The organism is Acinetobacter sp. FB, assembly GCF_056033405.1.
This window is the reverse complement of sequence record NZ_CM148502.1, coordinates 2,750,169-2,774,588: the sequence shown is the minus strand read 5'-3', so window position 1 is coordinate 2,774,588 and position 24,420 is coordinate 2,750,169. Positions and strand designations below refer to the sequence as shown.

Genomic DNA, 24,420 nt, shown 5'->3' with positions numbered 1-24,420 from the left:
TTAGTTTTCAGATTTTTGCCATGTATTGAGCAAATCAAGCATGGCAGAAATTTTATCAAAGCACTCTTGGTACTCGGCTTCGGCATCAGAAGCAACTGTAATGCCGCCACCTGCCCACATCGATAATTGATCCTGATATTTTTGAATACTACGGATTAAGATATTCCAGCAACCTGTTCCATCAAAATTAAAATAACCCAAACTTCCACAATATGCGCCACGTGGAGCACCTTCTAATTCATCAATAATTTGCATAGCGCGAATTTTGGGTGCCCCTGTAATTGAACCACCCGGAAGGGCGGACAATAACATCTGCATGGGGTTTACTTCTTTTTTTAAGGTTGCAGTGATTTCACTGACCATATGATGAACTTGGTTGAAGCTTTCAATTTCGAAAAGTTTTGTAGTTTTTACAGATCCTGTTTCTGCATAAACACTTAAATCATTACGAAGTAAATCAACAATCATCACATTTTCAGCCTGATCTTTTTCAGAGCGGCTTAGCTGATCTTTAGATTGTTGGTCTTGCTCAGCATCATCAAAACGAGGCATTGTACCTTTAATTGGCCGCGTTTTAATTTTTCGATTTGTTTGAAACTCGATGAATAACTCTGGAGAACAACTGAGTAGCTCAAAATCATCTATCTTGAGATAGGCAGCATAAGGTGCATGGGTGAGCGCCCATAAATCCTGTGCTCGATCTAATAATGAACCTTGTGTTTTTGCAATAAACTCTTGAGTTAAATTAATTTGGTAGCAGTCACCAGCTTTAATATATTCCTGCACTTGATTAAATGCATGTAGGTATTGTTGCTTAGACCAGCGCGGATAACATTTTTCTAATAATGAGAATGGTGTCTTTTGAATATTGATTGGTTGATTGAGTAGATTTATGACATTTTGATAGATACTTTCAGCTTCATTTTCATTACTATAAAAATACCAAGCATCATCCTGAAACTTTAAAAAAGTCGAATATAGACCTAAGAAAAAACTGGGTTGATTTCGTGAAACCATGTTTATAAATTGATTTGCACTGTAGTCATAACTAAAAAAGCCAATATATCCACCACTAAAATTAGTTTCCATTGAACTTTCTGAATTCGCTTGAAAATTTAAAAAATCGCTAATAGGTAAGGTTGCTTGTTCATTCTTATATTTATTAAATTGAGTTTTATAAAATTTTTTTAGTTCTGACTGCTCTAATACTAAGAATTCTTGAGGCAAAAAACCAATTGTTGGAGTGTGATTGTCGTATAAATAAACTAAACCAGTTAGTTCATTCAGTTGTATAAGAAGGTCAAATGCAGAGGTGAGTTGCGTGTCAAGTTTTTGCTGAAAATGAGACATATAACAAAAATACATTCATATACATTTGGAAAATATAATTGTACTACAATCATCTAAACTCTACTGATATTTATCTTATAGATAGAAGCTTAAAAAATATTTGTGAAATGTATTGTGATTCTATCTACTAAAATTGCAAAGCAAGTTGCAATTTTCATGAATTGATTTAAGAAAGCGCAATTGTTTACATTTTGCAGTGATTTGGGCGGATGATAAAAGGTCGAAATAGGATATTTCACTATGATTTTCTAAAAATGCTAATTAAAAAATTATAGTGCTTTCCAGATGTTAGGGCATATAAGTTAAAGTGATGCACGAAAAAAGTATCATGCCGTTTGTCGGGTTATTTATAAAAATCGATTAACAGTAGTTGAACATAAAATAACAAACCTGTAATTTAGTACTTGCTAAACGAACTACTCAAGGATTGGAAGTTCAAGTTGTCATTAAGAAAAAAACGACCGTGGACAGTTTAGAGTAGTGAAAGTCAAAAAATAAATGCTCTTGGGAGAGTGCTCAATGAAAATGTTTACTAAACTAGCTTTAGTTTCTTCAATGGCGATTAGCGCGAATGCAATGGCTATGCAGTCAATGGATGATGCTGCACTAAGCGCTGCAACAGGTCAAGACGGTATCAACTTAGGTATCGGTATTTCAAAAATTGAAATCGAAAAAGTTTTAATTCACGATAACGATGGTTTGGCTGCTGCTGGTACTGCTGGTACTGCAGGTTTTGGTGGTACTGGTACTGCTGGTGCAATCGTAATCAAGGCAAATGGTACAGGCGCTACAGCGACTAACGGTATCGTAATTTCTCCAAATGCTACTTCTCTTCTACCTTCACACAACTTAGCTGATATCTCAATCGATACTGATGCTGGTGTTGGTGGCGCTAATTCAGCATTCTTAAACGTTGCTGCACAAGTTTCAGGTTTGACAATTAACATCGGTGAAATTGGTGTTTCTGCTTCGGGTACTGCAGGTACAACTAGTATCCGTCGTGGTGATACTGCTTCTAACTACAATGCAATCTTATCTGGTTTAACTTTAAAAACTGGCGTAACTAATGCAAATATTCAACTTGGTGCTGCTCCACAAGGCGCAATGATTATGTTGAATACAACTATGCAAGGTGGTTTAGAGATTACAAACCTCGGTATTTTGGATAACTCAACAGCTTCTACTGCTGCAAGCCGTCCAGCTGGTGAAATCCGCATTGGAAGCATCAAAGTTGCTGATGCAAATGGTACTGATTTAACTGTAAATGCTAAAGTAAGTGTATATGGCGCTTCAGCAACTACAGGTAACGGTTTCCTACAAGTTATTACAGGTTCAGGATCATCTACTCCTAAAACTGACGTATATGTTCAAAGCGTGAAGTTGGGTAGTGCTGCTGCTGGTTCAATCGGTGATATCGAAGTTCAAGGTATGCAAACTTACTATAACGTAGGTGCAGGTGATGTTGCTGGTACTCGTATCACAATTTCTGGTCACTAAGTTTTAGTGTAATAAAAAAAGCGCACATGATGCGCTTTTTTTATTGAGATAAAGTTTTAATACTTAATTTTATTTTTTGGATTTTTGATCGAAATGCAACAATAATCACGAATTTGTTCTATAAGTTTACTGAATATTAAATTTTGCTACATTTCGTCAAAAAAAACTAAAAAAATGCTGTTTTTTTTTATAAAAAAAGGTATCTTCAACAAACAGGGATGTAGTGTCATGGACGCTAAAAATAAAATGAATAAGGCAAGTAATGCCGCTGTTAAGAAAAGAGACTTATGTTAGAGATTGCTCTAGGCTCTGCATTGATGTATTACTTTACAACGCAAGCCTTCGAAATAGAAAAAAAGCCAGAGGGGACTGTGTATTACACAGAAACTTTGGATTCCCGAAATTCTTCATTTACGAAAAACCACAGAGAAGCAGTGACTATTAAACCTGCAGTCGCTGATCAATTTCGTGGGATTGTCCGTCAAGCTTATGATTATAGTTGTGGCTCTGCTGCCCTAACGACTCTACTCAATGGTTACGGAGGTCTGAAGCTAACAGAGCAACAGACGATGACAGGACTATTACAATATGGTGAATATCAGCGAATTATTGAGCGCAGAAGCTTTTCACTTTTAGATATGAAACGGTTTGTATCAGCTTTAGGCTTAAACAGTGGTGGTTATCGGGGAGAATTTTCAGATCTCACTGCTCTTCAACAACCAGCAATCGTCCCAATTACTTATGCAGGTTTTAAGCACTTTGTTGTATATAAAGCATATAAAGATGGACGAGTATATGTAGCAGATCCATCACTTGGCAATATTAGTTTTGATGAATCTCGCTTTAAACAGATTTGGGATAATAATACATTATTTATTGTTGATGTTCCTGAACAATATCGTAAGAATCTATTGGCGTTGCAGGATGCTGATATGAGGCATGTGGATGATGCCACAATAAATCGATATGCTTTAGCCGAAATTCAATTCCCAAATCAAAAACTTGAGCGGATTGCTGATAAGGCATCAACCATGCGTCGTGTATTAGATTCGGATCCAAAATCTGATAACTACAATAAGCCAATCACGACTTATATGCGGATGTACTATAAGCGTAAATAATCACCAAAATTTCATCAAATTAAATGCATAAGTAGGACGTCATAATGAATAATCAATGGATGAACATGAGTGTGCTGGCATTAAGTTTAAGCACAATCACTTCAGTAATTTATGCCGAAGACCAACCTTTAGTTAATCAAGCTGAGCAGGTTAAAGTTGATAGCGCCTCTAGTAGTACAGAAGCGGTAGCTACAAAGACGAATGAAGCAGCGCCATCTACAGAGAGTAGTGCGAATCAGGCGGCGAATGCATTACAAAAACAAGAAGGCGATGCAACTAAAGAAACAAATCTGCAAGAAGTATTTACATCTAATGAACGTCAATACTCCTTAATTAAAAAAGGTGTTTTTTCATCTTACTATGATATTGATTATACGTATTATCGAGATAGTCGTATTGATTTAGCAACCAGTGATAGCACAAGTACTTTAGCTCGTTTGCGTGTTGAAGAAGATGCTAACCATACTTTAACGAATACTTTCACTGTTCAATATGGTTTCTTAGATAATGTAACGCTTTCTGCATCTATTCCATTAATGGCTAAAAAAGATCTTTTACAGGATAAGACAGCTGCAGGTCTAGGTGATGTTTCTTTTGGTGCTCGTTGGGAGCCATTCCCGCTAAAACAAGGTCGTTTACCTTTAGTCTTATTTGGTAATTTATCGACTAAAACGGGTGATAGTCCTTATGAAATTGGTATTGATGAATTATCAACGGGTAAAGGATATTATTCTGCTGGGATTGGTGCAAGTACGCGTAAGTATATTGACCCAGTTGTATTATTTAGTTCAGTTTCAGCAAACTATGGCTTAAAAGAAACAGGATTGAACCAATTACGAGGATCTCGTACTTTAGAAAGTTTTGATCCTGGTTTAAGTGGTGGATTTTCATTCGGCTTCGCTTACTCATTTAACTATGACGTCTCGTTAACGATGTCTTATCAACAGAGTTTTAACACGGGCTCTAAATTCTATTTTAAAGATGGTGAAAGCTATCAATCAGCTGATCAAAGTAGTGCAATGTTGTCATTTGCACTTGGCGTAAGAGTCTCGCCTGAAACTATCGTAAATGGAACAGTCGGTATTGGTTTAACTGAAGATGCGCCAGATGTTTCTTTAGGTCTATCATTCCCGTTAGATATCATAGGCTTTGGTAAAAAAATACGCTAAGGAGATGTAATGGTGAAATATCCTAAATTATGTCCTTTAGCGATTTCAATTTTGGTTGCTGGACTATCGAATATTACCAATGCTCAACTAGGGCAAGATTTATCCGTTGATTTACGTTCTCTTTCGTTAGGTAATGCTGTTACCGCTGATCCACCAGGCATTAGTGCAGTACATTTTAATCCAGCTGCACTTGCGAAAATTGATGGTTTACAAACTGATGTACAAGGGATTTTAGCTAATTTTGCGATTAAACGGGATTATTCAGCACCAGCTGGTTATAACGTTTTTGGTTATTCAGATGATCCGTTAGTTTGTAATGATGGACCTGAAGTTGACTCAAATATTTGTACAGATTTTAAAGATAGTGTGCACGGTGATGTTGAATACGCGAGTATTTATGTGCCAATTCTTAAGAAAATCGTAGACTTAGGCCCAAACTCGCCGTTAGCTGCTCCGACTGCTGGTATCGCTTATAAACCGCCTGGCTCAAAGGTCACTTATGCGACTGCTGTATATGCTCCATTGGTTGCAGGTTTTGGTGCAGAAGATGGTAATCCAAGTAATTATATGGGACAACAAGTTGCTCTAGAGCGTATTACTTATTTGTCTCCTTCATTTGGTTATCAAGTCAATGATCATTTATCAATTGGTGCGTCTTTCGGGATGTCTTATCAAGCGATTGCGATGAAGACAGATTTACGCTTTCCAAATGAAATGATCGGTGTTTTACGCATGGTTGATGAAGTGGTTTGTGGCCCTTTCAAAGACAATGGTGATATCATCACAGACTTATTGCTTTTTGGTATGTGTAATGCAAAAGAAGGTATGAATCCATTTAACAAAATGGGATCACTAGATGTTTCCTTAGAGCAATCACTTAGTCCAAGTTATAATTTAGGTGTACTTTGGGAACCTACTGATGATTTTAGTTTTGGTATGGTCTACCAAAGTGAAGCCAAAATGCGCTTACGTGGTAAGTATTTAATTAATAATGCAACTGCACCCCAACAACTCGTTGCTGGGTTAAATTCGTCTGCAACAGGTCAAATTTTAGCTGCAATTTTAGGTCTGCCTGGCTATGTGCCAAATGTTGAATCTGGTTTAGTTGCTATGGATTTTAAATATCCTCAGCATTTCAAGGCAGGGATTAAATATAAAATTTTTCCAGATTTACAAATGAATTTTGATCTTGGTTGGACGGACTTCTCAGCATGGGATAAATTTAAATTTGAATTTGATCGACAAATTTCTTTATTAAAAGTTGCAAAACTTTTGTCAGCTGATGTTACTGATAGATCCTTAGCTTTACCTTTGAAATTCCAGTCTTCCTGGCGTTGGGGAATTGGTTTTGAATATTCAGCTACGGACCGTTTAAAATTGCGTATGGGATATGAACCAAGAACGAGCTCAATTCCTGATGATAAGCGCAACACTATGGTTCCAATCAATAACGCACAATTATTTGGCTTAGGAATTGGTTATCGATTTGATCAAGATACAGACCTTGATTTATCTTTAGGTTTCTTACGTAGTCGTGATGATATTCCAGCAAATACAAGTAGCCTCTCTAATAAAACAGGTGTTGATAATATTTTATTGAATCCTTATGCTGGTTTAAACGTTAAAACAAATACTAAAGTCACCTTACTTGGTATTAATTATAGAACAAGATGGTAATGCAAAAGAAAATGATGAATCGATCTAAATTTGCTATGTTAAGTTTATTCGTAGCGATAGCAAGTGGATCAAATTTATATGCAGATGGTTTTTATACAATCATTGGTCCAGATGGCCGTCCAATGATTGTTCCTAAAAGAATATCTAAAGATACATCTATACCTATACCTATAAAAAAACCTGAGCTTGAGGAGAAAAGCAAATCATCAGGCAATTCGTCTGAGATTAAGCAATCAAGTTCAGAAAAAGAACCGAACATAGTAAAAATAGAAACTCATTCTAATTCTGCACCGGTTACCAGTCAAAAAATTAGCATTAATCAGAATGATGTGGTAGTTCAATCACCATCAAAAAATAATATAGAGTCAATTACTAAAACTACTCAATCAAATGAATCAAAAAAAAATGAGTCTATTCAGGTAAACATTCAAAAAGAACAACAGGCTCCTATTTCGAATAGTATACAGATATCAAAATATCCCAAAGTTTCTACCGCAGATATAAAACAGAAATCTGAAGATAGTAGTGTAAATCAAGTAGAACAACAGGCTTTTTCAAAAGTTGACGGGGTTGAATATGTAAATAGTGAATATTTAGAAGATCAAGAATTCAACTTAGAAGGTAAGAAACGGTTTTATTCAATGCCTGATGGTACGGGTAGATTAGAAACGATTGAAAGAAAAAAAGGTGTAAGCCGATCAGTGCTAGATAAATTTATAAATAAAGCACAACAATCCAACGTACCTATCAGTTTATCAATGAGTTATATTAGACTATCTGCTGATGAGTTGGCGTTAGCTTTTGAAAAAGATCGTTGTTTTGTAGATGGATATTCTAAATCTATTAAAACTTTAACAGCTCAAAAAGAAGTTGGTCTATGGCCAAGAAAGCCATTAAAAGAGAAATTTGAATATGAATTAGTTAAATTAGATAACTCGATTCAATTTATGCAAATTGAGTCTTATGCAGCAACCAATGAAAAACCGAATTACTATTGGCCATTGGTTATTTTTCTAAATGAAAAAGGCTGTATCCAAGAAGGGGTGAGTGGGTTTAAAAACGCAAAGACTACATCAACATTATTTCAACACTCCTCACTGCAAGGAACACTCAAAGTTCCATCTAATGCATATTATATGATGCTAACCCCTTTAGCCTCAGCAGTAGATGTTTCCGAAGAAGAACTTTCTAATCAAGGACAGGTTCGTATTTCTGTCTTACAGTAACAAGAATTTAGGATATATGTAGTATGAAAAGGAAAATATTATTACCATTTGCATTATCAACAATTGCAGTTTTATTGAATGGTTGTGGTGGCGAAAAAACAAATATTAATGAAAATCCAAATACTGGTGTTACTGGTGTTACGCAAAGTACGAGTTGTGATGTTTCTGCATCTGATTGTTTGCCATTTGTTGTAGATTATCCTATTGCAGGATTAAATTTTGATTGTAGTACAGATAAAGTAAATCATTTCGCTACAAAAATAGATGGAAATATTGCTAGTGGAGCATGTAAATTAGGTGATGATGTAACATTCTATATACAGGGTGAAAGTCCTCGTAAAATTAATTTAGGAACCATCAAACTAGATGACATTTCTAAATTAAAAATGGCAACTCCACCAAGAATCCGTTTAATTGATTTAGCAACAGCTTTAACTGGAACACCAGCAACATCCCTTAATATTAACGATGAAACAATTCGTGTTGCATTAGCTTTAATTAATATCTTTCAAGGTTTAGGAATCGAAAGAGAAGACAATATTCTTGGTGATATTCAACCAACCACCTTAACTAAAGATAAAAAAGATAAGTTGGCTATTATTTCAAAAGATGTGGGCGTGCAAGAATTTAAAAATAACGAGTATATTGATATATTAAAACCATGGTTGAATGTTGATAACCTTTCTGAAGATCAAGCCTTAATTTTATTGAAGCAGCTTTTGAATTTATCTAACTCAGGGGTTTGGCAGGCTGATTTACCAGTTGCTAAACCTAGTGGTACTGGCACTACAACTAGACCAGATGGTTTTTTTGGTTGTAATAAAGATACGTACACATTATGTACAGATGCGAAGCAAAGTAATCTTTTACATTCTATGGGGAATTTCCTATTATTAACTGACCGTCAAGGTTATACACTTGGGTATGGGCAACAATTCAAAGGTCCTGCGACTATTGTAAATGGTTTGGTATTAGCTCCTTATATTTTATCGACCAAAGTAAAACCAGTTAAAATGCAGTTAAATGCACAAACAGGTTGGCTGAATCCTATAGAAAGAACAATTAACAGTAGTCAGCCTCTTCGTTTTAGTCTTAATTCAAGCTCTACAAACGACCTTCTTATCACCAAAGGTAAGATTATTAATGGCAATACTATAGCCGGTACTGAATCTATTTATAGACAATTAACTAAAATTAAGGATACTGATCCTGTTAACACAAGTTATTTAGGGGCATGGCAACAGTCAATTACAAATGAAAACTATAAAGGTGTACTTGATATTGTTAAAGTTAATCCTGTTAGTTATTTAAACAAAGATATTTTTAGAACTGAGAAAAATGTTAAATCTAAAGATTCATATGTTTTTCCATTATATGCAACATTAACTTTTAAGTTTAAAGAGAAGAGTATTCCTGCTGTAGACATTGGGATTGTAATTGATGAAAATGGAGATATTCGTACAGACATTAAGAATAATTCAACTACAACAGATTTGAGTGGTGTTTGTGGTACAGTTAAAACGATAAATACAGATGGAACTATTACTGACAGCAATGATCAGGTTCAATATCGTATTGGCACGACAGGTGGAACATTATTTGCAGCTGATGATAAGTCTATAACTGTTCGTATGATTCTTTCTAATCCAAAATTTGGAAATGCTGATGGTGCAATGTTTGGATTAAATTTAAGTACGGGCACAGGCGCAAAAGTTAACATTCATAATTTATTAGCAGGTCAACCAACTGGAATCAATTTAAGTAATTTTACAAATGATTCTGTAACATGGTCTAATACTTATGCTGGATATCAATTAATTTACAATGAGTTGTATGATAAATTAAAAGATACAGAACGAAATAATTATATTGCACCAACGACAGAAGATCGCGAATTAGCAAAACGTTATTCTGGTACTGTAAGTATTAAAATTGCAGATCAAAAAATTGATGCTTGTAAGGCAATTAGAATCAAATCTTAAAAGCTTATAATAAAAAGACCGCGATAAGCGGTCTTTTTATTTAACCTGTATGATCTAAACGTGTACCTAATGTTTCTAAATGAGAAGGAAATAATCCTAGTTTACGATCTGCAAAATAATGTTTTAAAGTTTGTTCTACACTCGGAAATGCGAGTTCCGACCAAGGGATATCATGTTCTTCAAATAAACGGCATTCGAGACTTTCTTCTCCAGCTCCAAAAACACCATCTTTCAATTGTGCTTTAAATAGAACATAAATTTGTCCAATACGTGGAATATTGTACATACAATATAATTGTTCGATTTCAACTTCAGCTTCAGCTTCTTCTCGTGTTTCACGAGCAGCACCTTGTTCCATGGTTTCAAATAATTCCATGTACCCAGCAGGAAGTGTCCATAGCCCATAACGTGGTTCGATGGCACGTCGACACAATAAAACTTTATTATCCCAAATGGCTAATGCACCGCAAATAACTTTCGGATTTTCATAGTGGATGTTGCCACAGTGTGTACAGACGAGCCGTGTTTTATGATCACCTAGCGGGATTTTTGCTTCAGTTTGATGTCCACATGCAACGCAAAAGCTCATAATTATCATCAGCTATAGAGATAACTCAGCATAACTGAATTTTGATCACTTCGCATCATGATCTATGATTGTGATTGAGATTTCAGTTATGATAATTTGTAAGGAAAACGAGAAAAAGAGATGAGTCATATGGAAGAACCATCGTTAATACAGCTTTTACAACAACGGTTGCGTTTTTCCAAACGAATCCAACAAGCTGATGCAGCGGTTTTAATTGCAATTACACAAGAACAGCAACCTAAGGTCTTACTCACACGTCGTTCAATCCATTTATCTCAACATGCAGGTGAGGTGTCTTTTCCGGGAGGAAAGCGTGATCCGAGTGATACTAGCAATATTGTAGTTGCTTTACGTGAAGCACAAGAAGAAACAGCACTTAATCCGTTCGATGTCAAACTGTTAGGTGATTTACCGATACAGCGTGCGCGTAGTGGTTTATCTGTGAAACCGATTGTAGGATTAATTCCAGCAGAAGTAGATCTAATTGCCCAACCTACAGAGATAGATCGTATTTTTTTTGCACCATTACAGCAGCTAATTGATGCACCACCTTTACCTTATGAAGTGCGTTTAGCTCGACAATCAATTTATTTTCCGAGTATGCAGGTTGAAAATGAGATCGTATGGGGCTTAACCGCTCGAATGTTAGTATCATTATTTCAGTATGGACTAGGACATCAAAAAAAATGGCCTTTTTTAGTTAATCCTCCTCATTTTGGATTATCTAAATTCTAATCACGTCTTATTAAAATAGAGTAGTATTTTGTCATGATGTACACATATCAAGGATTGAGCCCTAAAGCATTACATGAACCTTGGGATGGCTGGATTGCACCGAATGCAACGGTGATTGGTCAAGCTGAGTTAGGTCGCCAAGTCAGTATTTGGTTTGGTGCAGTTGTACGAGCTGATAACTGTAAAATTCGGATTGGAAATTTCTCGAATATTCAAGAGAATGCAGTTTTACATACTGATGCAGGTATTGAACTGAATATTGGGGATTATGTGACAGTCGGTCATCAAGCAATGTTGCATGGCTGTACGATTGGAGATAATTCTTTAATTGGTATCAATGCTGTAGTTTTAAATAATGCTGTGATTGGTAAAAATTGTATTATTGGTGCAAACGCATTGATTTCAGAGGGTAAAGTTATCCCTGATAATTCTGTTGTTATGGGCGCGCCAGGAAAAGTGATTAAGACTTTAGATGAGCAAGGTGCTGCACGGTTACGCTTGAGTGCTTTACATTATGCTGAACATTATAAGAATTTCTTAGTATTGGAAGAGTTTAATTTTTAATAATTTTAAGTCATCTGCATCTGAATTGAGCCAAGTATATCCTTGGCTTTTTTGTATCTATAAAAAGCCAATAACTCGCTTAGGGCGCTTGAGTGGGGTATGATACACGACGTTTTTTATCTCTTTAAAGCTAAGGTTTTTGCATGAAGTTGCTTGCATTGGAAACTGCAAATGAGCATTGTTCAGTTTCATTAATTGATGATGTTCAAGAACTCTATTTTCAATTAGATGAGCGACCAAAAGCACAAACGCAAACCATATTGCCATTAACTGAACAGGCGCTATTACAGACCCAAACTCAATTGGCTGATTTAGCTGCAATTGCGTTTAGTCGTGGGCCAGGTTCATTTAGTGGTGTACGTATTAATGCTGCGGTTGCTCAAGCTCTGGCATGGTCACAAGATTTGCCTGTTATTCCGGTATCAAGCTTGCAAGCGTTGGCGCAAGCTGCATATCGTTTGACAGGATTACAGCAGGTTACAGCTGTTTTAGATGCGCGTATGCAAGAAGTTTATATTGCTAATTTTAGTCTAGATGAAGATGGGATTATGCATGCTGTCGATGAAGAAAAATTATTAAATTATGAACAAGCGACCGCATATCGTAAATTTACGGCGATTGGCTCAGGTTCAGAATTGATTAAGCCAAGTCAAATAGACTTGCAAGAGGCTTCCATTCTAAAAACGTCTGCAACAGAAATTCGAGCAACTGCGCAGGATATCGCAACCATTGCGCGAATTTATGCTGTACAAAAAAAATGGGTTGATGCTGAACATGCACTCCCTGTGTATTTACGTGATGATGCATGGAAAAAAATTCCAGAACAAAGTAAAGCGAATTAAGGTTAATTATGGATCTTTTATTGCTATTTAAAGCAGCAATTATGGGTTTGGTGGAAGGGATTACTGAATTTCTACCGATCTCAAGTACAGGGCACTTGATTCTAGCAGGGCAGTTGCTAGATTTCTGGACGCTTGAAAAGCGAGAAATGTTTGCTGTTGCAGTACAAATCGGTGCAATTGCAGCGGTAATCTATGAATATTGGGGCAAGCTGTGGGGCGCATTAATCGGAGCATTCACAGGTCAAGAACAAGGTCGCCGTTTAAGCCTGAATTTAATTATTGCTTCTATTCCAATTGTGATTATTGGATTGACCTTTGGTGATGTGGTAAAGGCTTATTTGTTTAATGCAGTTACGGTTGCAATCGCGCTCATTGTCGGTGGTTTCATTATTTTATGGGCTGAACGCCGCCAGCATAAAATTATAAGTCCTGAAGTCGAGGATTTGACATTCAAGCAGGCAACGCTGATTGGTTTGATTCAATGTTTTGCGTTAATTCCAGGGACTTCACGTTCTGGTTCAACCATTATTGGTTCATTATTCTTAGGTATTTCACGTAAGGCAGCGGCTGAATTTTCATTCTTCCTCGGTATTCCTGTATTGATGGGGGCAGGCTTACTGGATATGTATAAAATGCGTCATGAATTACATAGTAATGATATGGCTATTTTAGCAGTTGGAATTATTGTTGCTTTTGTTTCAGCTTTAATTGTGATTCGTGCATTAATTCGTTATGTCTCTAAGCATGATTTCACCGCTTTTGCTTACTACCGTATAGTCTTTGGTTTATTTATTTTGGCGACATGGTGGACAGGTTGGGTGCATTGGTAATGCAGATGATCTGTTGGTATCAGACGGAGTACGCGGAGCAATTTCAACAACTTCAAACCCGTTTAGCGAGTTTGGATGTCGAACTAAAAGGTCAAATCGTTGAAAAAGTGAATGCGCGTTTCCTTCGTCTGAATCCAGAAATGGCTTTGGTTTTAGATGAGGATGGACTCAGTCTGGCTGCGAATGGGATGAAAATGCAACCGGATTGGCGTGCTGAGATTCCTCGTTTAAAACGAGCCAGTCTGAAATCCGAAATGATTGCAAGAGCATGTCAATTAGGTGAAAAACCTAGCTTAATTGATGCAACGGCTGGCTTAGGTCATGATAGTTTATTGATGGCATACTTGGGTGCTGATGTGCGTTTAATTGAACGTCATCCCATCCTATTTGTATTATTAGAATATACCAAAGCCCAAGCAGAACGAGATCCTTTTTTGCAATCTGTTATGCCACGGATTCAACTCATTTATGCTGATTCAACTGATTATTTACATGGATTAAAGCCGCGAGATGAACAAGTCGATGTCGTTTATTTAGATCCGATGTTCCCACAGCGAGATCAAAACCACCAAGCACAAAAGAAACAGGCACAGGTCAAAAAGCAAATGCAATTATTGCATATGTTATTACCTGAAGATGGTGAAATGGATTTAGGTGATGAATTACTGCATCTTGCCAGTAAAATCGCTAAGCGCGTTATTGTAAAACGACCTCGACATGCAGTTTATTTGGCTGATCAAGCTCCAGATCATCAATGGTTAGGTGATGCTTGTCGTTTTGATGCATATTTTCCCAAAAGTTCAACTTAACTTTTATCCAAGTGATTGTTTAGCTTAGGTGAATGCTCGGTAAAGATTTGTGATATAGTGCAAAAGCATGATTGATAAAAAATTCTTGTCGAGCTTAAATGAAGGAAAGACATTGTTCCTTTTAGGAAAAGTCATATTCATTTTATAAAAGATAGACATATTCTCAATCTAAGCTTGAAAAGAGAAATACCCGAAGAACTTTATGATCGACCTCAAACCCTCCATTAATATCTGGCATGATTTTAAAAGTAACCAAATTGCTGGAATGTGGTTGTTCCTTGGGTCTCGACGTTCCTTACAGATTGTTCATCCATCAATTACTCAACTCATTATTTGGGGTATTTTAGGTGGTTGTACCAACTCACTTTATAGCTGGTTGGTGGCAGGGCAAATTGGTGAGTTCAACCCTCAAGGTTTGATTGGCTACGCACTGTGGCCTTTTATTGCCTTAATTGTGGGGATTTTCCTTTCGCAACGTATGAACCAAGCCCGCTTAATGCTTGTACCTGCATTATTATGGTTAGTGCTTGATACCAATATCTTATTATTACAGTGCTTGATCCAATATTTAGGTTCAAATGGCTATCTAAATTTCATTCCGGATACAATCTATAATGGTTTCTTACCACCATTATTTGTTGGGCTATTTGTTTGGCAAAGTTTGGCTGTGATTTGGGTATTTTCACGGGCATTAAATTGGCCGTGGTGGGAGCGTGCTTTAGTTTTTATTGCGACTATTGCAACAATGGTGGTTTGGCAACTCTCGGTAAAAGATCAACCGATTTGGAAAGTTGAAGAGACACCACCAAGTTTTGCTGAAGATGCTTTTTATGCGCAAAGTCATGTGTTGGACAAAGCTTTAGATCAAATCCAATATGGTGATATTGCGAAAAGCCATTGGTATTTTATGGGCGTAGCTGGGGATAGCTACGCTGATGTTTTCAAATCTGAAATTGAGCGCATTAGAGAGCAATTTGATACCCGTTTTGGAACGTTTGGACGTTCCATTATGTTGATTAATAATCCTGCGACACGTCTAGATGTTCCAATTGCATCTAAAACCAGTATTGAGTTAGCGTTGCGTCGGATTGGTCAGCAGATGAACCGTGATAGCGATGTATTATTTCTTTATATGACGTCCCATGGTGAGCGTAATCATTTTGAAATCGAAAATGCACCATTAGAATTAGGGCAAGTCGATCCGAAATGGCTACGTGAAACGCTTGATAAATCAGGGATTCGTTGGCGAGTGATTGTAATTTCAGCTTGTTATTCAGGAAGTTTTATTCCAGCGTTACAGTCGCCTGAAACTTTAATTATTACTGCTTCAGCCGCAGATAAAACCTCTTTTGGTTGTAATAATGAAGCGGATTACACTTATTTTGGTCGTGCTTTCTTCGATTTGGCGATGCGTGAACAATCCTCAATGAAAAAAGCATTTGATCAGTCTAAACAAACTGTGACACAGTGGGAAACAGCTCAAGGATTTGAACCATCTGAGCCGCAATGGGCCATTGGTCGTAACATGGAATTGATGTTGCCACAACTTGAGCCATATTTATTCCCAACGCAAAATATCACAACAACAGACATTACAAAAACACAGGATAATCAACATGCAGCTACTGCAAAAAAATCGTTGTTTTGAGGGTGAACAGCGTATTTATCAACTGGAATCACAGCATCTTAAAGGTCTAACCAAAGTTGGAGTGTATTTACCTCCTGCTGCTTTAGAAGGAAAGCCTTGTTCAGCATTATTTTATCTTGCGGGTTTAACTTGCACTGAAGACACCTTTGCGATTAAAGCACATGCACAGCGCATGGCTGCTCGACTGAGTTTGATTCTAATTAGCCCTGATACCTCTCCGCGTGGAGAGGGAGTTGCGCAGGGCGATCATTGGGATATTGGTCAGGGTGCAGGCTTTTATATCAATGCTATTCAACAACCTTGGGCTGAACATTACCAAATGGAGTCTTATTTGGTTGATGAACTTTATGCACATGTTTTACAAGCATTTCCGATTATTGAAAGTCAGATTGGAATTTTTGGACATTCAATGGGTGGACATGGTGCATTAACTTTGGCGTTTAAATACCCAGAGCAATTTAAATCGGTTTCAGCTTTTGCTCCGATTTGCGCGCCAAGTATTTGTCCGTGGGGTGAAAAGGCATTTAGCCAATATTTAGGTGCAGATCAACAGCAATGGTTAGCGCATGATGCAACCACTTTAGTTCAGCAAAAGGGTGGAACCTTTGAGGAAATTTTAATTGATCAAGGTCTAGAAGATCAGTTTTATGCTCAATTAAATCCTGAAAAGTTTAAGCAAGCTTGTCTAGAAGCAGGGCAGCATTTAACTTTACGCCAGCACAAGGGCTATGATCATGGGTATTACTTTATTCAAAGTTTTATTGATGATCATCTGCAATTTCATGCGATTCAGTTAGAAAAGCATTAAAACTATTTTGTAGTCTATTTGATATGTGGGTTAAATTGTTAGATAGAGTAATGCCACGAAATGAGAAGAAAAATTGTGCAGTATCTTTTTAAATTCTTATGGTAGTTATGCCATATAACTGTCTAGGGGCTTAGCCTCAATCTTAGTCACTAAGGAAAGTTTGTGAGCAAAGTCAGTAAAGTAGCAAATCTGATAACTGGTCTCCTTATTGTTGGTAGCATCTCTTATTGTTCGTATTCCTTTGGCAGTGCTGAGAGTCGTATGCGTCAAACCTGTAGTGAAATTACTTCTGGCATGTCAGTTGTAGCATTGAGTGCTTTCGCCAAGGAGCATGGTCTTAATCTTCCTCGCCAAGAGTCAGGCGTGATCTTTATGGTAGAGTCAAAGACCTTAGGGCGGTGGGGATGTCGTGTAACACTTGAAAAAGGGATGGTGCAAAGTGCAGAGTACAACTTTGCAGATTAAAGTGGTTAACAGTCGTTTTAAATGGATACTTCAGTGTGCCGCCTTAACTTTAACGTTATGGCTTATTAATAAATATATGACCTCAATCATTTTCGAAAAATTAGATAGTTTTTTGCTAAGAATGACCACTTACAGTTCCATGCCATGCAACTAGAAAAAGTTGCAGGTTCAAAAAAGAAGCTCGATTGAGCTTCTTTTTTAATGATGCTGCCATTCAACAATAAACTCTTGCTGTGCCATACGATTTAAATGATCAATAACCACTTGTTCTAGACGAGTAACATCTTCTTGCTGATTCTCAATCAATACGTCTAAATGCTGTTCTTGTGGTGTCAGTGTCACCGTTGCAGTCGGCATAAAAATTTTTGAATACAGTTCAGTCTCCGATACTTCAAATTTGTGCTTCCAGTGATTCAGTAAACGTTTACTGATACGTTTACCTTCGTGAGTTGTAATTTGTGCCGTACTATTCATTTTTTAACTTCAAATTCTGATTTCACCATTAAAAAATAGCAAAATCATATGCAGTTAAAAACAGTATTCATGCAACGTGTTGTTGCAAGTTTGCAATGTCGTAATCGTATCTTTGTAACAGCCTAAAGCCGATGAATTTGTTATAATTCAATTATCATTTTTCAAAGTTTGCCAGGTCATTCATGTCCAAGCCTTATTTAATTGCTCCTTCGATTTTATCTGCTGATTTTGCACGTTTAGGTGAAGATGTAGAAAAGGTTTTAGCTGCAGGTGCAGACGTTGTGCATTTTGATGTCATGGATAACCATTATGTACCAAACTTAACTTTTGGTGCAGGTATTTGTAAGGCATTGAAAAATTATGGTATTACGGCACCAATTGATGTGCATCTGATGGTTTCACCTGTTGATCGTATGATTGGTGATTTTTTGGAGGCAGGTGCAGATATTATTACTTTCCATCCAGAAGCTACGGATCATATTGATCGTTCTTTACAACTGATCAAGTCAGGTGGTGCTAAAGCCGGTTTAGTTTTCAATCCAGCAACCCCTTTACATTATCTTGATTATATTCTCGATAAAGTAGATCAAATTTTATTGATGAGTGTGAACCCTGGTTTTGGTGGGCAAAAATTTATTCCAATGACATTGGAGAAACTTCGCCAAGCACGCAAAATCATTGATGCCAGCGGTCTTGATATTCGATTAGAGGTTGATGGTGGCGTCGGTCCAGCAAATATTCGTGAAATTGCTGAAGCGGGTGCGGATATGTTTGTAGCAGGTTCTGCAATTTTTGGTCAACCTGACTATACAACGGTAATTGATCAAATGCGTGCAGAATTAGCTCAAGTTGGTGCAAAAGAAATTTAGTGTTTTCATACTATTTTTCACATAAGGTTGTGGATAACTTTGTTTATAACTGAGTGGATAACCGTGTTGATAAGCAAGTGGATAAGATGTTGTTAAAATAAACAAAATGATTTCAGTTGTTTATATTCTCAACAAAAATATCAAAAAAGGACAAATTTTTGTCCTTTTTTTGTGCGTCAAGTCCTTTATTTTGCTTTATTTTTGTTCATAACGTATTTTATTCTTTTTGCTTGATAAATCTGCAATCCTGTTGCTTAAATGCATGAAATTAGCATAAGTTGAACATAAAGTAGATTGTGCATAAGATAGAAAGAAATTATGCTAAGTAAATCGCATTCATTTGATGATTGATCCAAGGATATTTAGTGCAGCTTCATAAAAAATACAAGCATCTATGGTTTGTATTCCTGATGATATTTTTTATCGGGGGGAGCGGTGCGTCTATTGCAGCAGTCCAAAAGACTCAACTTGATCAAAAGACGCCTACAGCGCAAGTGATACCATGTCATGATCAACAGATGACACGTCCGCATCATCAAATGGATATGTCGCATGATGTAACCAATGTGGTTAAATGCCATGATGGGCAAATACAAGATCAGCAACATTGCCCTGGTTGTAATAATATTTCACATTGCCAAACGATTAATTTTGCACTCGATCAACAAATTCCAAGCCTGTCTGTTTCACCTTTTTTTGAGCTAAACACATATAAAAATACAGCGTATCAAGCTCGTCATCTTGCAGGTCATTGGCAAGAAATTTTACGTCCACCTAAAACCTAATCTGTCTTAGAAGCTCTTTTTCGCTTCAACGAGCGATTTAAAAATAGTTCACAGATTAGGAAAATATCATGTCCTCAAAAATATATGCTGGTGTCATTGCTGGCTTAAGCTTAATTTTTGCGCCTTATAGTTTGGCTGCAATAAAAGAATATCATCTGAACATTAATCAAGGAATGGTCAATGTCACTGGAAAACCTGTCAAACGTATTACGGTAAATGGCAAATTTATTGCACCGTTATTAGAGTTTGAAGAAGGGGATGAAGCGGTCATTCATGTGCATAATCAACTCAAAGATCAAGATACGTCATTACATTGGCATGGATTACTTTTGCCAGGATTGATGGACGGTGTGCCTGGTTTTAATGGCTTTAAAAGTATTAAGCCGAATGGCAGTTTTGAGTATCGTTTTAAAGTTCGTCAAAACGGAACTTATTGGTATCACGCGCATAGTAAAGGACAGGAACAAGATGGCCTATATGGCCCTTTGGTAATTTATCCGAAAGGCAAACAACCTGTCGCGGCACATGAGAAAGCTGAGCGTGATTATGTGGTGATGTTGTCTGATTTCCATGAAACAGAAAGTGACAAGATCATGGCAAATTTGAAGAAGTCGGCTGAGTATTATCAAAACCAACGTGAAACAGTGGGTGATGTCTGGAAGCAGATGAAACAAGATGGTTTAAAAGCAACTTGGAAAGATCGTTCGATGTGGAATCAGATGAGGATGCTTAAAACTGATTTATCTGATGTCACTGGTTACACCTTCTTGGTGAATGGGCAAACACCACAACAAAATTGGACTGCTATTTTTAACACCGATGAAAAGATTCGTTTGCGATTTATTAATGCTTCAGCGATGTCTTTTTTTGATGTACGTATTCCAAACTTAAAAATGACTGTGGTTAGTGCCGATGGTCAGCCAGTGAAACCCGTTCCTGTGGATGAGTTTCGTATTGGCACAGCAGAAACTTATGATGTGTTAGTGGAACCTAAGCAGGCACATTATCAAATTGAAGCTGAATCAATCGACCGTTCTGGTTTTGCAATTGGTTCACTGCAAAATAGCATGTCACCGAATACGCAAAAGATTCAAATCCCTAAAGCGCGTCCACGTGCATTATTGACGATGGAAGATATGGGCATGGATCATGGTTCGCATGGTCAGATGAACATGTCAAGTATGGACCATAGTACACATGGTCAGATGGATATGTCAGCTTCAGTAACGCCGTCAGATCATAACCAACACCAGATGGCGGTATTTTCTGAAAAAGCAACTCCAGATACCGTTCAGGGATGGGCTAATACAGCAATGCCAGCAGGCCAAAAAGCTTTAAGTTATGCCGATTTGCAATCCTTTCAGCCACAACCTGAGCGTTATAGTCGCCCAGCAGAGCGAGAATTGGTGATTCGTTTAGGTGGAACCATGGAGCGTTATATTTGGACGATTGATGGTAAGAAATTTAGTGATCCTGACTTCAAACCTTTAACCGTGCGTTATGGCGAGCGTATCCGTCTCAAATTTGTGAATGAAAGTATGATGGCGCATCCAATGCATTTACATGGCATGTTTATGCAGCTGGAAAATGGTCAGGCACCACAGGATATGCCAAATAAACATACAGTGATCGTGCCACCGGGCAAAACTGTTACAGCTCTACTTACTGCTGATGAGCTAGGCGAATGGGCGATTCATTGTCATCTTTTGTACCACATGAGTGCGGGTATGATGAGTAAATTGATTGTCGCAAATGTTGATGATTCAAAAGCACTACAACAAACATCTGTTCAATCATCTCGAGGAGCGAGCCATGCACATCACTAAGCAAGCTTCTACGATGAAACGCTATACGCAATTATTGGCAATGGGTGGCATGATTTCTTCTTTGAGTGCATTTGCATCTGCGCATGAGGGTCATGATCAAATGATGAAAATGGATCAGTCGGTACAACAGAATATATTGATGGAGACATCATCTTCTATTGATCATTCAGAACATCAACCTGAATTAAAGCAAGTACCATCTGATATTCAACATGATACACATGATCATCATCGTGAACATGGTGGACAAATTTATCAAGCCACGGCGATTAAAAATGCATGGATCGTTGATGACGATGGTCGAGGTAGTGCTAGTACTGAACTAAAAACATGGGTGGGAAGTGATGAAAATAAAATATTCATCAAAGCGCATGTTGAAAAAGCAGAATCGGAAAAAACTCAAACCGAAACAAAGCTGTTATACAGCCGCAATGTTGCTGACTTTTGGGATGTACAAACAGGTGTTCGTTATCAATATCAGCCTGAACAAAAGCATGCTCAAAATCAATGGGACACGGTATTAGGTTTACATGGTCTAGCACCGTATTTCTTTGAAACCGAAGCTTATATTTATGCAGGCCAAAATCAACGTTGGCAATTGAGTTTAGAAACAACACGGGATGTATTATTTACGCAAAAGTTGATTGCTCAACCTTATTTGAATGCAGATGTAATATTCAATGATGAGTCAAGTTATGCAAATAAATCTGGATTATCTAAACTTCAGATAGGCCTGCAAACGCGTTATGAAATCAGTAAAAAAATAATGCCATTTATTGATGTCGCTTATGCATACAATAAAGGTTTGAAACAAACCGAATTGCAATCGGCTACAGACAGTAAAAAAGGTTGGCTATATGGTTTGGGACTTACGTTAAAGTTCTGATCCTTTGTCTAAAAGGTCACTATCCTGAGATACTGTTGGTTTATACTAGCAGTATCTTTTTTGAGTCATTCATGGTGCATAAATGGCTTTAGAACAACAAGACAATTTAATAACTGATAAAGCAAATGAATCTCTAAGTCGGAGAGAAAAAACACAAAATTTCATAACTCAATTTGACGCTGTTCCACGCGATGGCAGTATGAAAGTCAGTTTTTATTATATTCCACACATGAGTAGTTTGGTGGAAGTACAACGTATTCGAAAAGCATTATTGCCTTTTGCAGAAATCTTAGTTGAACATAGTATTGATTTAGACACACGTCATCTAACTTTATATCATCATTGTGGAATTGATGAGGTGACAATTGCTCTAATTCGCTTGAGCTTGGGAGCAGAGTTACAACAAACTTTGTCACATTATGAACCTTTAGAAATGAATACTTTGAATACAAGCACTGTAACTTTACAGGAGCATAAAAATGAGTCACAGGATAGTTATTTAAGTGCTTTAAGTCATTTTTTAATTTCATGCTTAAATCATTTTAAGCAATGGATAAAATGCTTACAGAGAAAGAAGGATAATTAAGCATGCCAAGATGGATGTATGGCGTACTAGGATTGGCTATCGCATGGTTGGTTTGGACACAGGTATTAAAACCAGCGCCAAATATTAGTCAAATGACCACTCAACAAGGCGTACAGATTAATACATTGGAGCGTTATGAAGGCGCATTTCGTGTGCTTTCTAGAGAAGACTACAATTTAGGGCGTGAAGCTGAATTTTCACCAATGGATATTGCTGTTGGCTGGGGAGATATGGCAAATCCGCAGATCTATAAACAAATTGATGTATCACAAAGTAATCGTTGGTATCACTGGCGCATAGATCATCAACCGCCTATTTCTTTGAGAGAAATCGCAACGCATAGTGCCAATATGCATCTGGTTCCTGCCAATGCTTATGTCGCATCTCAAATGAAAAAAATTAAAAAAGATGATTTAGTCTATTTAAAGGGTTCTTTAATCGAAATACAGACAAAAGATGGCTGGCATTGGAAAAGTTCTTTATCCCGTGAAGATACAGGAAACGGGGCATGTGAGCTAATGCAGGTCGATCAGATTTCATGGCAGTAAATCTTAATCTTAGATAAAGCGATTTAATTTTTAAAATACTGCACTGGAATCCATACATAACCTTTCACATAATCTCGAAATTTTACAGTACACTGCTTTTCCTAAGAGGACGACCTCACTTCAAAAGCATCACGTTGGGACGACCCAACTCTTGTTAAGGTTGAGTGTAAAAAATGGCATGGGCAATTTTAATTTTGGCGGGTATTTTTGAAATTATTTGGGCATATTCAATGAAGATGTCTGAGGGTTTCACCAAACTAACGCCAAGTATCGTGACCATCATTTTTATGATTTTAAGTGTTGTATTATTGTCAATTGCAATGCGATCGTTGCCTTTGGGTACAGCTTATACGGTTTGGACGGGAATTGGTGCGATAGGATCATTTATTGTTGGCATCATGGTTTTAAATGAACCAATGACTGCGATGCGAATGATTGCTGCAATATTAATTGTATCTGGCTTAATATTGATGAAACTGTCATCAAATTAATGGTTTAAGGAGAGCGTAATGCAACTGGTGTATATGTACATGGATTCTCCTGTGGGTGCATTAAAACTGGTTGCTCATGATCATGCATTGGTCGCCGTGATGTGGGACAATGAAGATCATAAACGAGTTCGACTTGCTGAACTGATAGAAGATCATCAACATCCGATGTTACTTCGAGTAAAAAAACAATTAGAACAGTATTTTGCAGGGCAACGTCAGCAATTTGATTTACCTTTAGATTTTAAAGGAACAGATTTTCAACAACAGGTTTGGCAGACTTTATTAACTATTCCATATGGCGAAACACGTAGTTATAAGGAAATAGCTATTCAGATTGGCAACGAAAAAGCGGTACGCGCCGTTGGGGCTGCCAATGGTAAGAATCCGATTTCGATTATTGCGCCGTGTCATCGGGTGATTGGTTCGAGTGGGGCTTTGGTTGGTTTTGCTGGTGGTTTGGATAAGAAGCAGATTTTACTCAGTTTAGAGCAAAGTAAAGCTTAAATAATTTTAATTTCAAACTCTGCATGACCTCATAAATTAGTAAGGGATTGGATGTATTTTGCGTAGGCATTCTTTTACTTTTCAAAGATGAAAAGTAACAAAAATCTTTTGTTTGGCTGATGGTACATCCTTGATACCA

At 37.2% G+C, this 24,420-nt stretch carries 25 protein-coding genes; 22 read left to right on the top strand and 3 right to left on the bottom strand.

Annotated elements, in window-relative coordinates; all coding sequences use genetic code 11:
* The gene (locus AC0JIQ_RS13180) at window positions 1–1,350 is read right to left on the bottom strand and encodes a chorismate-binding protein (RefSeq protein ID WP_474201922.1); all 1,350 of its coding nucleotides are present in this window, start codon (window positions 1,348–1,350) and stop codon (window positions 1–3) included.
* A gap of 519 nt (window positions 1,351–1,869) precedes the next feature.
* On the opposite strand from AC0JIQ_RS13180, the gene filA reads away from it, so the two are divergent.
* From filA to filF, 6 genes are all read left to right on the top strand, one after another.
* The gene (filA, locus tag AC0JIQ_RS13175) at window positions 1,870–2,847 is read left to right on the top strand and encodes a putative pilus system protein FilA (RefSeq protein WP_474201921.1); all 978 of its coding nucleotides are present in this window, start codon (window positions 1,870–1,872) and stop codon (window positions 2,845–2,847) included.
* Between the two features lie 287 nt (window positions 2,848–3,134).
* Entirely contained in the window at window positions 3,135–3,968 is an 834-nt protein-coding gene (filB, locus tag AC0JIQ_RS13170; RefSeq protein WP_241306427.1) for a putative pilus system C39 family peptidase FilB, read from the top strand.
* Between the two features lie 44 nt (window positions 3,969–4,012).
* Entirely contained in the window at window positions 4,013–5,137 is a 1,125-nt protein-coding gene (filC, locus tag AC0JIQ_RS13165) for a putative pilus system protein FilC (RefSeq protein WP_474201920.1), read from the top strand.
* 12 nt (window positions 5,138–5,149) lie between these two features.
* A complete protein-coding gene (gene filD, locus AC0JIQ_RS13160; RefSeq protein WP_241306449.1) occupies window positions 5,150–6,814 on the top strand; it encodes a putative pilus system OmpP1/FadL family transporter FilD in 1,665 nt (554 codons plus the stop codon).
* Window positions 6,814–8,040: a putative pilus assembly protein FilE gene (gene filE, locus AC0JIQ_RS13155; protein ID WP_474201919.1), complete on the top strand. Its 1,227-nt coding sequence runs from the start codon at window positions 6,814–6,816 to the stop codon at window positions 8,038–8,040. Before filD ends, filE begins: the two co-directional genes overlap by 1 nt.
* A 23-nt stretch (window positions 8,041–8,063) precedes the next feature.
* Window positions 8,064–10,022 carry a putative pilus system protein FilF gene (filF, locus tag AC0JIQ_RS13150; protein WP_474201918.1) on the top strand — a complete coding sequence of 653 codons (1,959 nt, stop codon included), beginning with the start codon at window positions 8,064–8,066 and terminating at the stop codon, window positions 10,020–10,022.
* Between the two features lie 40 nt (window positions 10,023–10,062).
* Here the strand turns inward: filF and AC0JIQ_RS13145 are convergent, their stop codons facing one another.
* Window positions 10,063–10,611 carry an NUDIX hydrolase gene (locus AC0JIQ_RS13145; RefSeq protein WP_474201917.1) on the bottom strand — a complete coding sequence of 183 codons (549 nt, stop codon included), beginning with the start codon at window positions 10,609–10,611 and terminating at the stop codon, window positions 10,063–10,065.
* 120 nt (window positions 10,612–10,731) lie between these two features.
* Between AC0JIQ_RS13145 and AC0JIQ_RS13140 the strand changes: the two genes are divergently transcribed.
* The 8 genes from AC0JIQ_RS13140 to AC0JIQ_RS13105 all read left to right on the top strand — a co-directional run bounded on the left by AC0JIQ_RS13140 (window position 10,732) and on the right by AC0JIQ_RS13105 (window position 17,312).
* Window positions 10,732–11,346 carry a CoA pyrophosphatase gene (locus tag AC0JIQ_RS13140; protein ID WP_005218190.1) on the top strand — a complete coding sequence of 205 codons (615 nt, stop codon included), beginning with the start codon at window positions 10,732–10,734 and terminating at the stop codon, window positions 11,344–11,346.
* Window positions 11,347–11,382: 36 nt separating this feature from the next.
* The gene (locus AC0JIQ_RS13135; RefSeq protein WP_474203268.1) at window positions 11,383–11,910 is read left to right on the top strand and encodes a gamma carbonic anhydrase family protein; all 528 of its coding nucleotides are present in this window, start codon (window positions 11,383–11,385) and stop codon (window positions 11,908–11,910) included.
* Between the two features lie 143 nt (window positions 11,911–12,053).
* A complete protein-coding gene (gene tsaB / locus AC0JIQ_RS13130) occupies window positions 12,054–12,752 on the top strand; it encodes a tRNA (adenosine(37)-N6)-threonylcarbamoyltransferase complex dimerization subunit type 1 TsaB (protein WP_336937595.1) in 699 nt (232 codons plus the stop codon).
* Between the two features lie 8 nt (window positions 12,753–12,760).
* Complete coding sequence (locus AC0JIQ_RS13125) at window positions 12,761–13,582, top strand: undecaprenyl-diphosphate phosphatase (protein WP_288401164.1); 822 nt, start codon at window positions 12,761–12,763, stop codon at window positions 13,580–13,582.
* Window positions 13,582–14,391 (top strand): class I SAM-dependent methyltransferase, encoded by an 810-nt coding sequence (locus AC0JIQ_RS13120; protein WP_474201916.1) that lies wholly within the window; start codon window positions 13,582–13,584, stop codon window positions 14,389–14,391. Before AC0JIQ_RS13125 ends, AC0JIQ_RS13120 begins: the two co-directional genes overlap by 1 nt.
* Window positions 14,392–14,593: 202 nt before the next feature.
* Complete coding sequence (locus tag AC0JIQ_RS13115; RefSeq protein ID WP_004663809.1) at window positions 14,594–16,039, top strand: C13 family peptidase; 1,446 nt, start codon at window positions 14,594–14,596, stop codon at window positions 16,037–16,039.
* Window positions 16,008–16,847 (top strand): S-formylglutathione hydrolase, encoded by an 840-nt coding sequence (fghA, locus tag AC0JIQ_RS13110; protein ID WP_474201915.1) that lies wholly within the window; start codon window positions 16,008–16,010, stop codon window positions 16,845–16,847. Before AC0JIQ_RS13115 ends, fghA begins: the two co-directional genes overlap by 32 nt.
* A 261-nt stretch (window positions 16,848–17,108) precedes the next feature.
* Complete coding sequence (locus AC0JIQ_RS13105; protein ID WP_474201914.1) at window positions 17,109–17,312, top strand: hypothetical protein; 204 nt, start codon at window positions 17,109–17,111, stop codon at window positions 17,310–17,312.
* 198 nt (window positions 17,313–17,510) lie between these two features.
* Here the strand turns inward: AC0JIQ_RS13105 and AC0JIQ_RS13100 are convergent, their stop codons facing one another.
* Complete coding sequence (locus tag AC0JIQ_RS13100; RefSeq protein ID WP_474201913.1) at window positions 17,511–17,786, bottom strand: DUF2218 domain-containing protein; 276 nt, start codon at window positions 17,784–17,786, stop codon at window positions 17,511–17,513.
* 182 nt (window positions 17,787–17,968) lie between these two features.
* On the opposite strand from AC0JIQ_RS13100, the gene rpe reads away from it, so the two are divergent.
* From rpe to AC0JIQ_RS13060, 8 genes are all read left to right on the top strand, one after another.
* A complete protein-coding gene (gene rpe / locus AC0JIQ_RS13095) occupies window positions 17,969–18,655 on the top strand; it encodes a ribulose-phosphate 3-epimerase (RefSeq protein ID WP_474201912.1) in 687 nt (228 codons plus the stop codon).
* A 365-nt stretch (window positions 18,656–19,020) separates the two neighbouring features.
* On the top strand, window positions 19,021–19,440 hold the full coding sequence (locus AC0JIQ_RS13090) for a hypothetical protein (RefSeq protein WP_474201911.1): 420 nt from the start codon (window positions 19,021–19,023) through the stop codon (window positions 19,438–19,440).
* A gap of 68 nt (window positions 19,441–19,508) precedes the next feature.
* The gene (locus AC0JIQ_RS13085) at window positions 19,509–21,266 is read left to right on the top strand and encodes a copper resistance system multicopper oxidase (protein WP_474201910.1); all 1,758 of its coding nucleotides are present in this window, start codon (window positions 19,509–19,511) and stop codon (window positions 21,264–21,266) included.
* Window positions 21,253–22,152 (top strand): copper resistance protein B, encoded by a 900-nt coding sequence (locus AC0JIQ_RS13080; protein WP_474201909.1) that lies wholly within the window; start codon window positions 21,253–21,255, stop codon window positions 22,150–22,152. Before AC0JIQ_RS13085 ends, AC0JIQ_RS13080 begins: the two co-directional genes overlap by 14 nt.
* Window positions 22,153–22,234: 82 nt before the next feature.
* Entirely contained in the window at window positions 22,235–22,738 is a 504-nt protein-coding gene (locus AC0JIQ_RS13075) for a cobalt transporter (protein WP_474201908.1), read from the top strand.
* A 2-nt stretch (window positions 22,739–22,740) separates the two neighbouring features.
* Complete coding sequence (locus AC0JIQ_RS13070; RefSeq protein ID WP_474201907.1) at window positions 22,741–23,286, top strand: hypothetical protein; 546 nt, start codon at window positions 22,741–22,743, stop codon at window positions 23,284–23,286.
* Between the two features lie 173 nt (window positions 23,287–23,459).
* Entirely contained in the window at window positions 23,460–23,777 is a 318-nt protein-coding gene (locus tag AC0JIQ_RS13065; RefSeq protein WP_474201906.1) for a DMT family transporter, read from the top strand.
* A gap of 18 nt (window positions 23,778–23,795) precedes the next feature.
* The gene (locus AC0JIQ_RS13060; protein ID WP_287690686.1) at window positions 23,796–24,281 is read left to right on the top strand and encodes a methylated-DNA--[protein]-cysteine S-methyltransferase; all 486 of its coding nucleotides are present in this window, start codon (window positions 23,796–23,798) and stop codon (window positions 24,279–24,281) included.
* The last annotated feature ends 139 nt before the right edge of the window (window positions 24,282–24,420 follow it).

What these genes read in the sequence shown, in the direction of transcription:
- AC0JIQ_RS13180 (WP_474201922.1), bottom strand. Translation starts at nt 1,350, where the DNA reads ATGTCTCATTTTCAGCAAAAACTTGACACGCAACTCACCTCTGCATTT.
- filA (WP_474201921.1), top strand. Translation starts at nt 1,870, where the DNA reads ATGAAAATGTTTACTAAACTAGCTTTAGTTTCTTCAATGGCGATTAGC.
- filB (WP_241306427.1), top strand. Translation starts at nt 3,135, where the DNA reads ATGTTAGAGATTGCTCTAGGCTCTGCATTGATGTATTACTTTACAACG.
- filC (WP_474201920.1), top strand. Translation starts at nt 4,013, where the DNA reads ATGAATAATCAATGGATGAACATGAGTGTGCTGGCATTAAGTTTAAGC.
- filE (WP_474201919.1), top strand. Translation starts at nt 6,814, where the DNA reads ATGCAAAAGAAAATGATGAATCGATCTAAATTTGCTATGTTAAGTTTA.
- filF (WP_474201918.1), top strand. Translation starts at nt 8,064, where the DNA reads ATGAAAAGGAAAATATTATTACCATTTGCATTATCAACAATTGCAGTT.
- AC0JIQ_RS13145 (WP_474201917.1), bottom strand. Translation starts at nt 10,611, where the DNA reads ATGAGCTTTTGCGTTGCATGTGGACATCAAACTGAAGCAAAAATCCCG.
- AC0JIQ_RS13140 (WP_005218190.1), top strand. Translation starts at nt 10,732, where the DNA reads ATGAGTCATATGGAAGAACCATCGTTAATACAGCTTTTACAACAACGG.
- AC0JIQ_RS13135 (WP_474203268.1), top strand. Translation starts at nt 11,383, where the DNA reads ATGTACACATATCAAGGATTGAGCCCTAAAGCATTACATGAACCTTGG.
- tsaB (WP_336937595.1), top strand. Translation starts at nt 12,054, where the DNA reads ATGAAGTTGCTTGCATTGGAAACTGCAAATGAGCATTGTTCAGTTTCA.
- AC0JIQ_RS13125 (WP_288401164.1), top strand. Translation starts at nt 12,761, where the DNA reads ATGGATCTTTTATTGCTATTTAAAGCAGCAATTATGGGTTTGGTGGAA.
- AC0JIQ_RS13120 (WP_474201916.1), top strand. Translation starts at nt 13,582, where the DNA reads ATGCAGATGATCTGTTGGTATCAGACGGAGTACGCGGAGCAATTTCAA.
- AC0JIQ_RS13115 (WP_004663809.1), top strand. Translation starts at nt 14,594, where the DNA reads ATGATCGACCTCAAACCCTCCATTAATATCTGGCATGATTTTAAAAGT.
- fghA (WP_474201915.1), top strand. Translation starts at nt 16,008, where the DNA reads ATGCAGCTACTGCAAAAAAATCGTTGTTTTGAGGGTGAACAGCGTATT.
- AC0JIQ_RS13105 (WP_474201914.1), top strand. Translation starts at nt 17,109, where the DNA reads ATGCGTCAAACCTGTAGTGAAATTACTTCTGGCATGTCAGTTGTAGCA.
- AC0JIQ_RS13100 (WP_474201913.1), bottom strand. Translation starts at nt 17,786, where the DNA reads ATGAATAGTACGGCACAAATTACAACTCACGAAGGTAAACGTATCAGT.
- rpe (WP_474201912.1), top strand. Translation starts at nt 17,969, where the DNA reads ATGTCCAAGCCTTATTTAATTGCTCCTTCGATTTTATCTGCTGATTTT.
- AC0JIQ_RS13085 (WP_474201910.1), top strand. Translation starts at nt 19,509, where the DNA reads ATGTCCTCAAAAATATATGCTGGTGTCATTGCTGGCTTAAGCTTAATT.
- AC0JIQ_RS13080 (WP_474201909.1), top strand. Translation starts at nt 21,253, where the DNA reads ATGCACATCACTAAGCAAGCTTCTACGATGAAACGCTATACGCAATTA.
- AC0JIQ_RS13075 (WP_474201908.1), top strand. Translation starts at nt 22,235, where the DNA reads ATGGCTTTAGAACAACAAGACAATTTAATAACTGATAAAGCAAATGAA.
- AC0JIQ_RS13070 (WP_474201907.1), top strand. Translation starts at nt 22,741, where the DNA reads ATGCCAAGATGGATGTATGGCGTACTAGGATTGGCTATCGCATGGTTG.
- AC0JIQ_RS13065 (WP_474201906.1), top strand. Translation starts at nt 23,460, where the DNA reads ATGGCATGGGCAATTTTAATTTTGGCGGGTATTTTTGAAATTATTTGG.
- AC0JIQ_RS13060 (WP_287690686.1), top strand. Translation starts at nt 23,796, where the DNA reads ATGCAACTGGTGTATATGTACATGGATTCTCCTGTGGGTGCATTAAAA.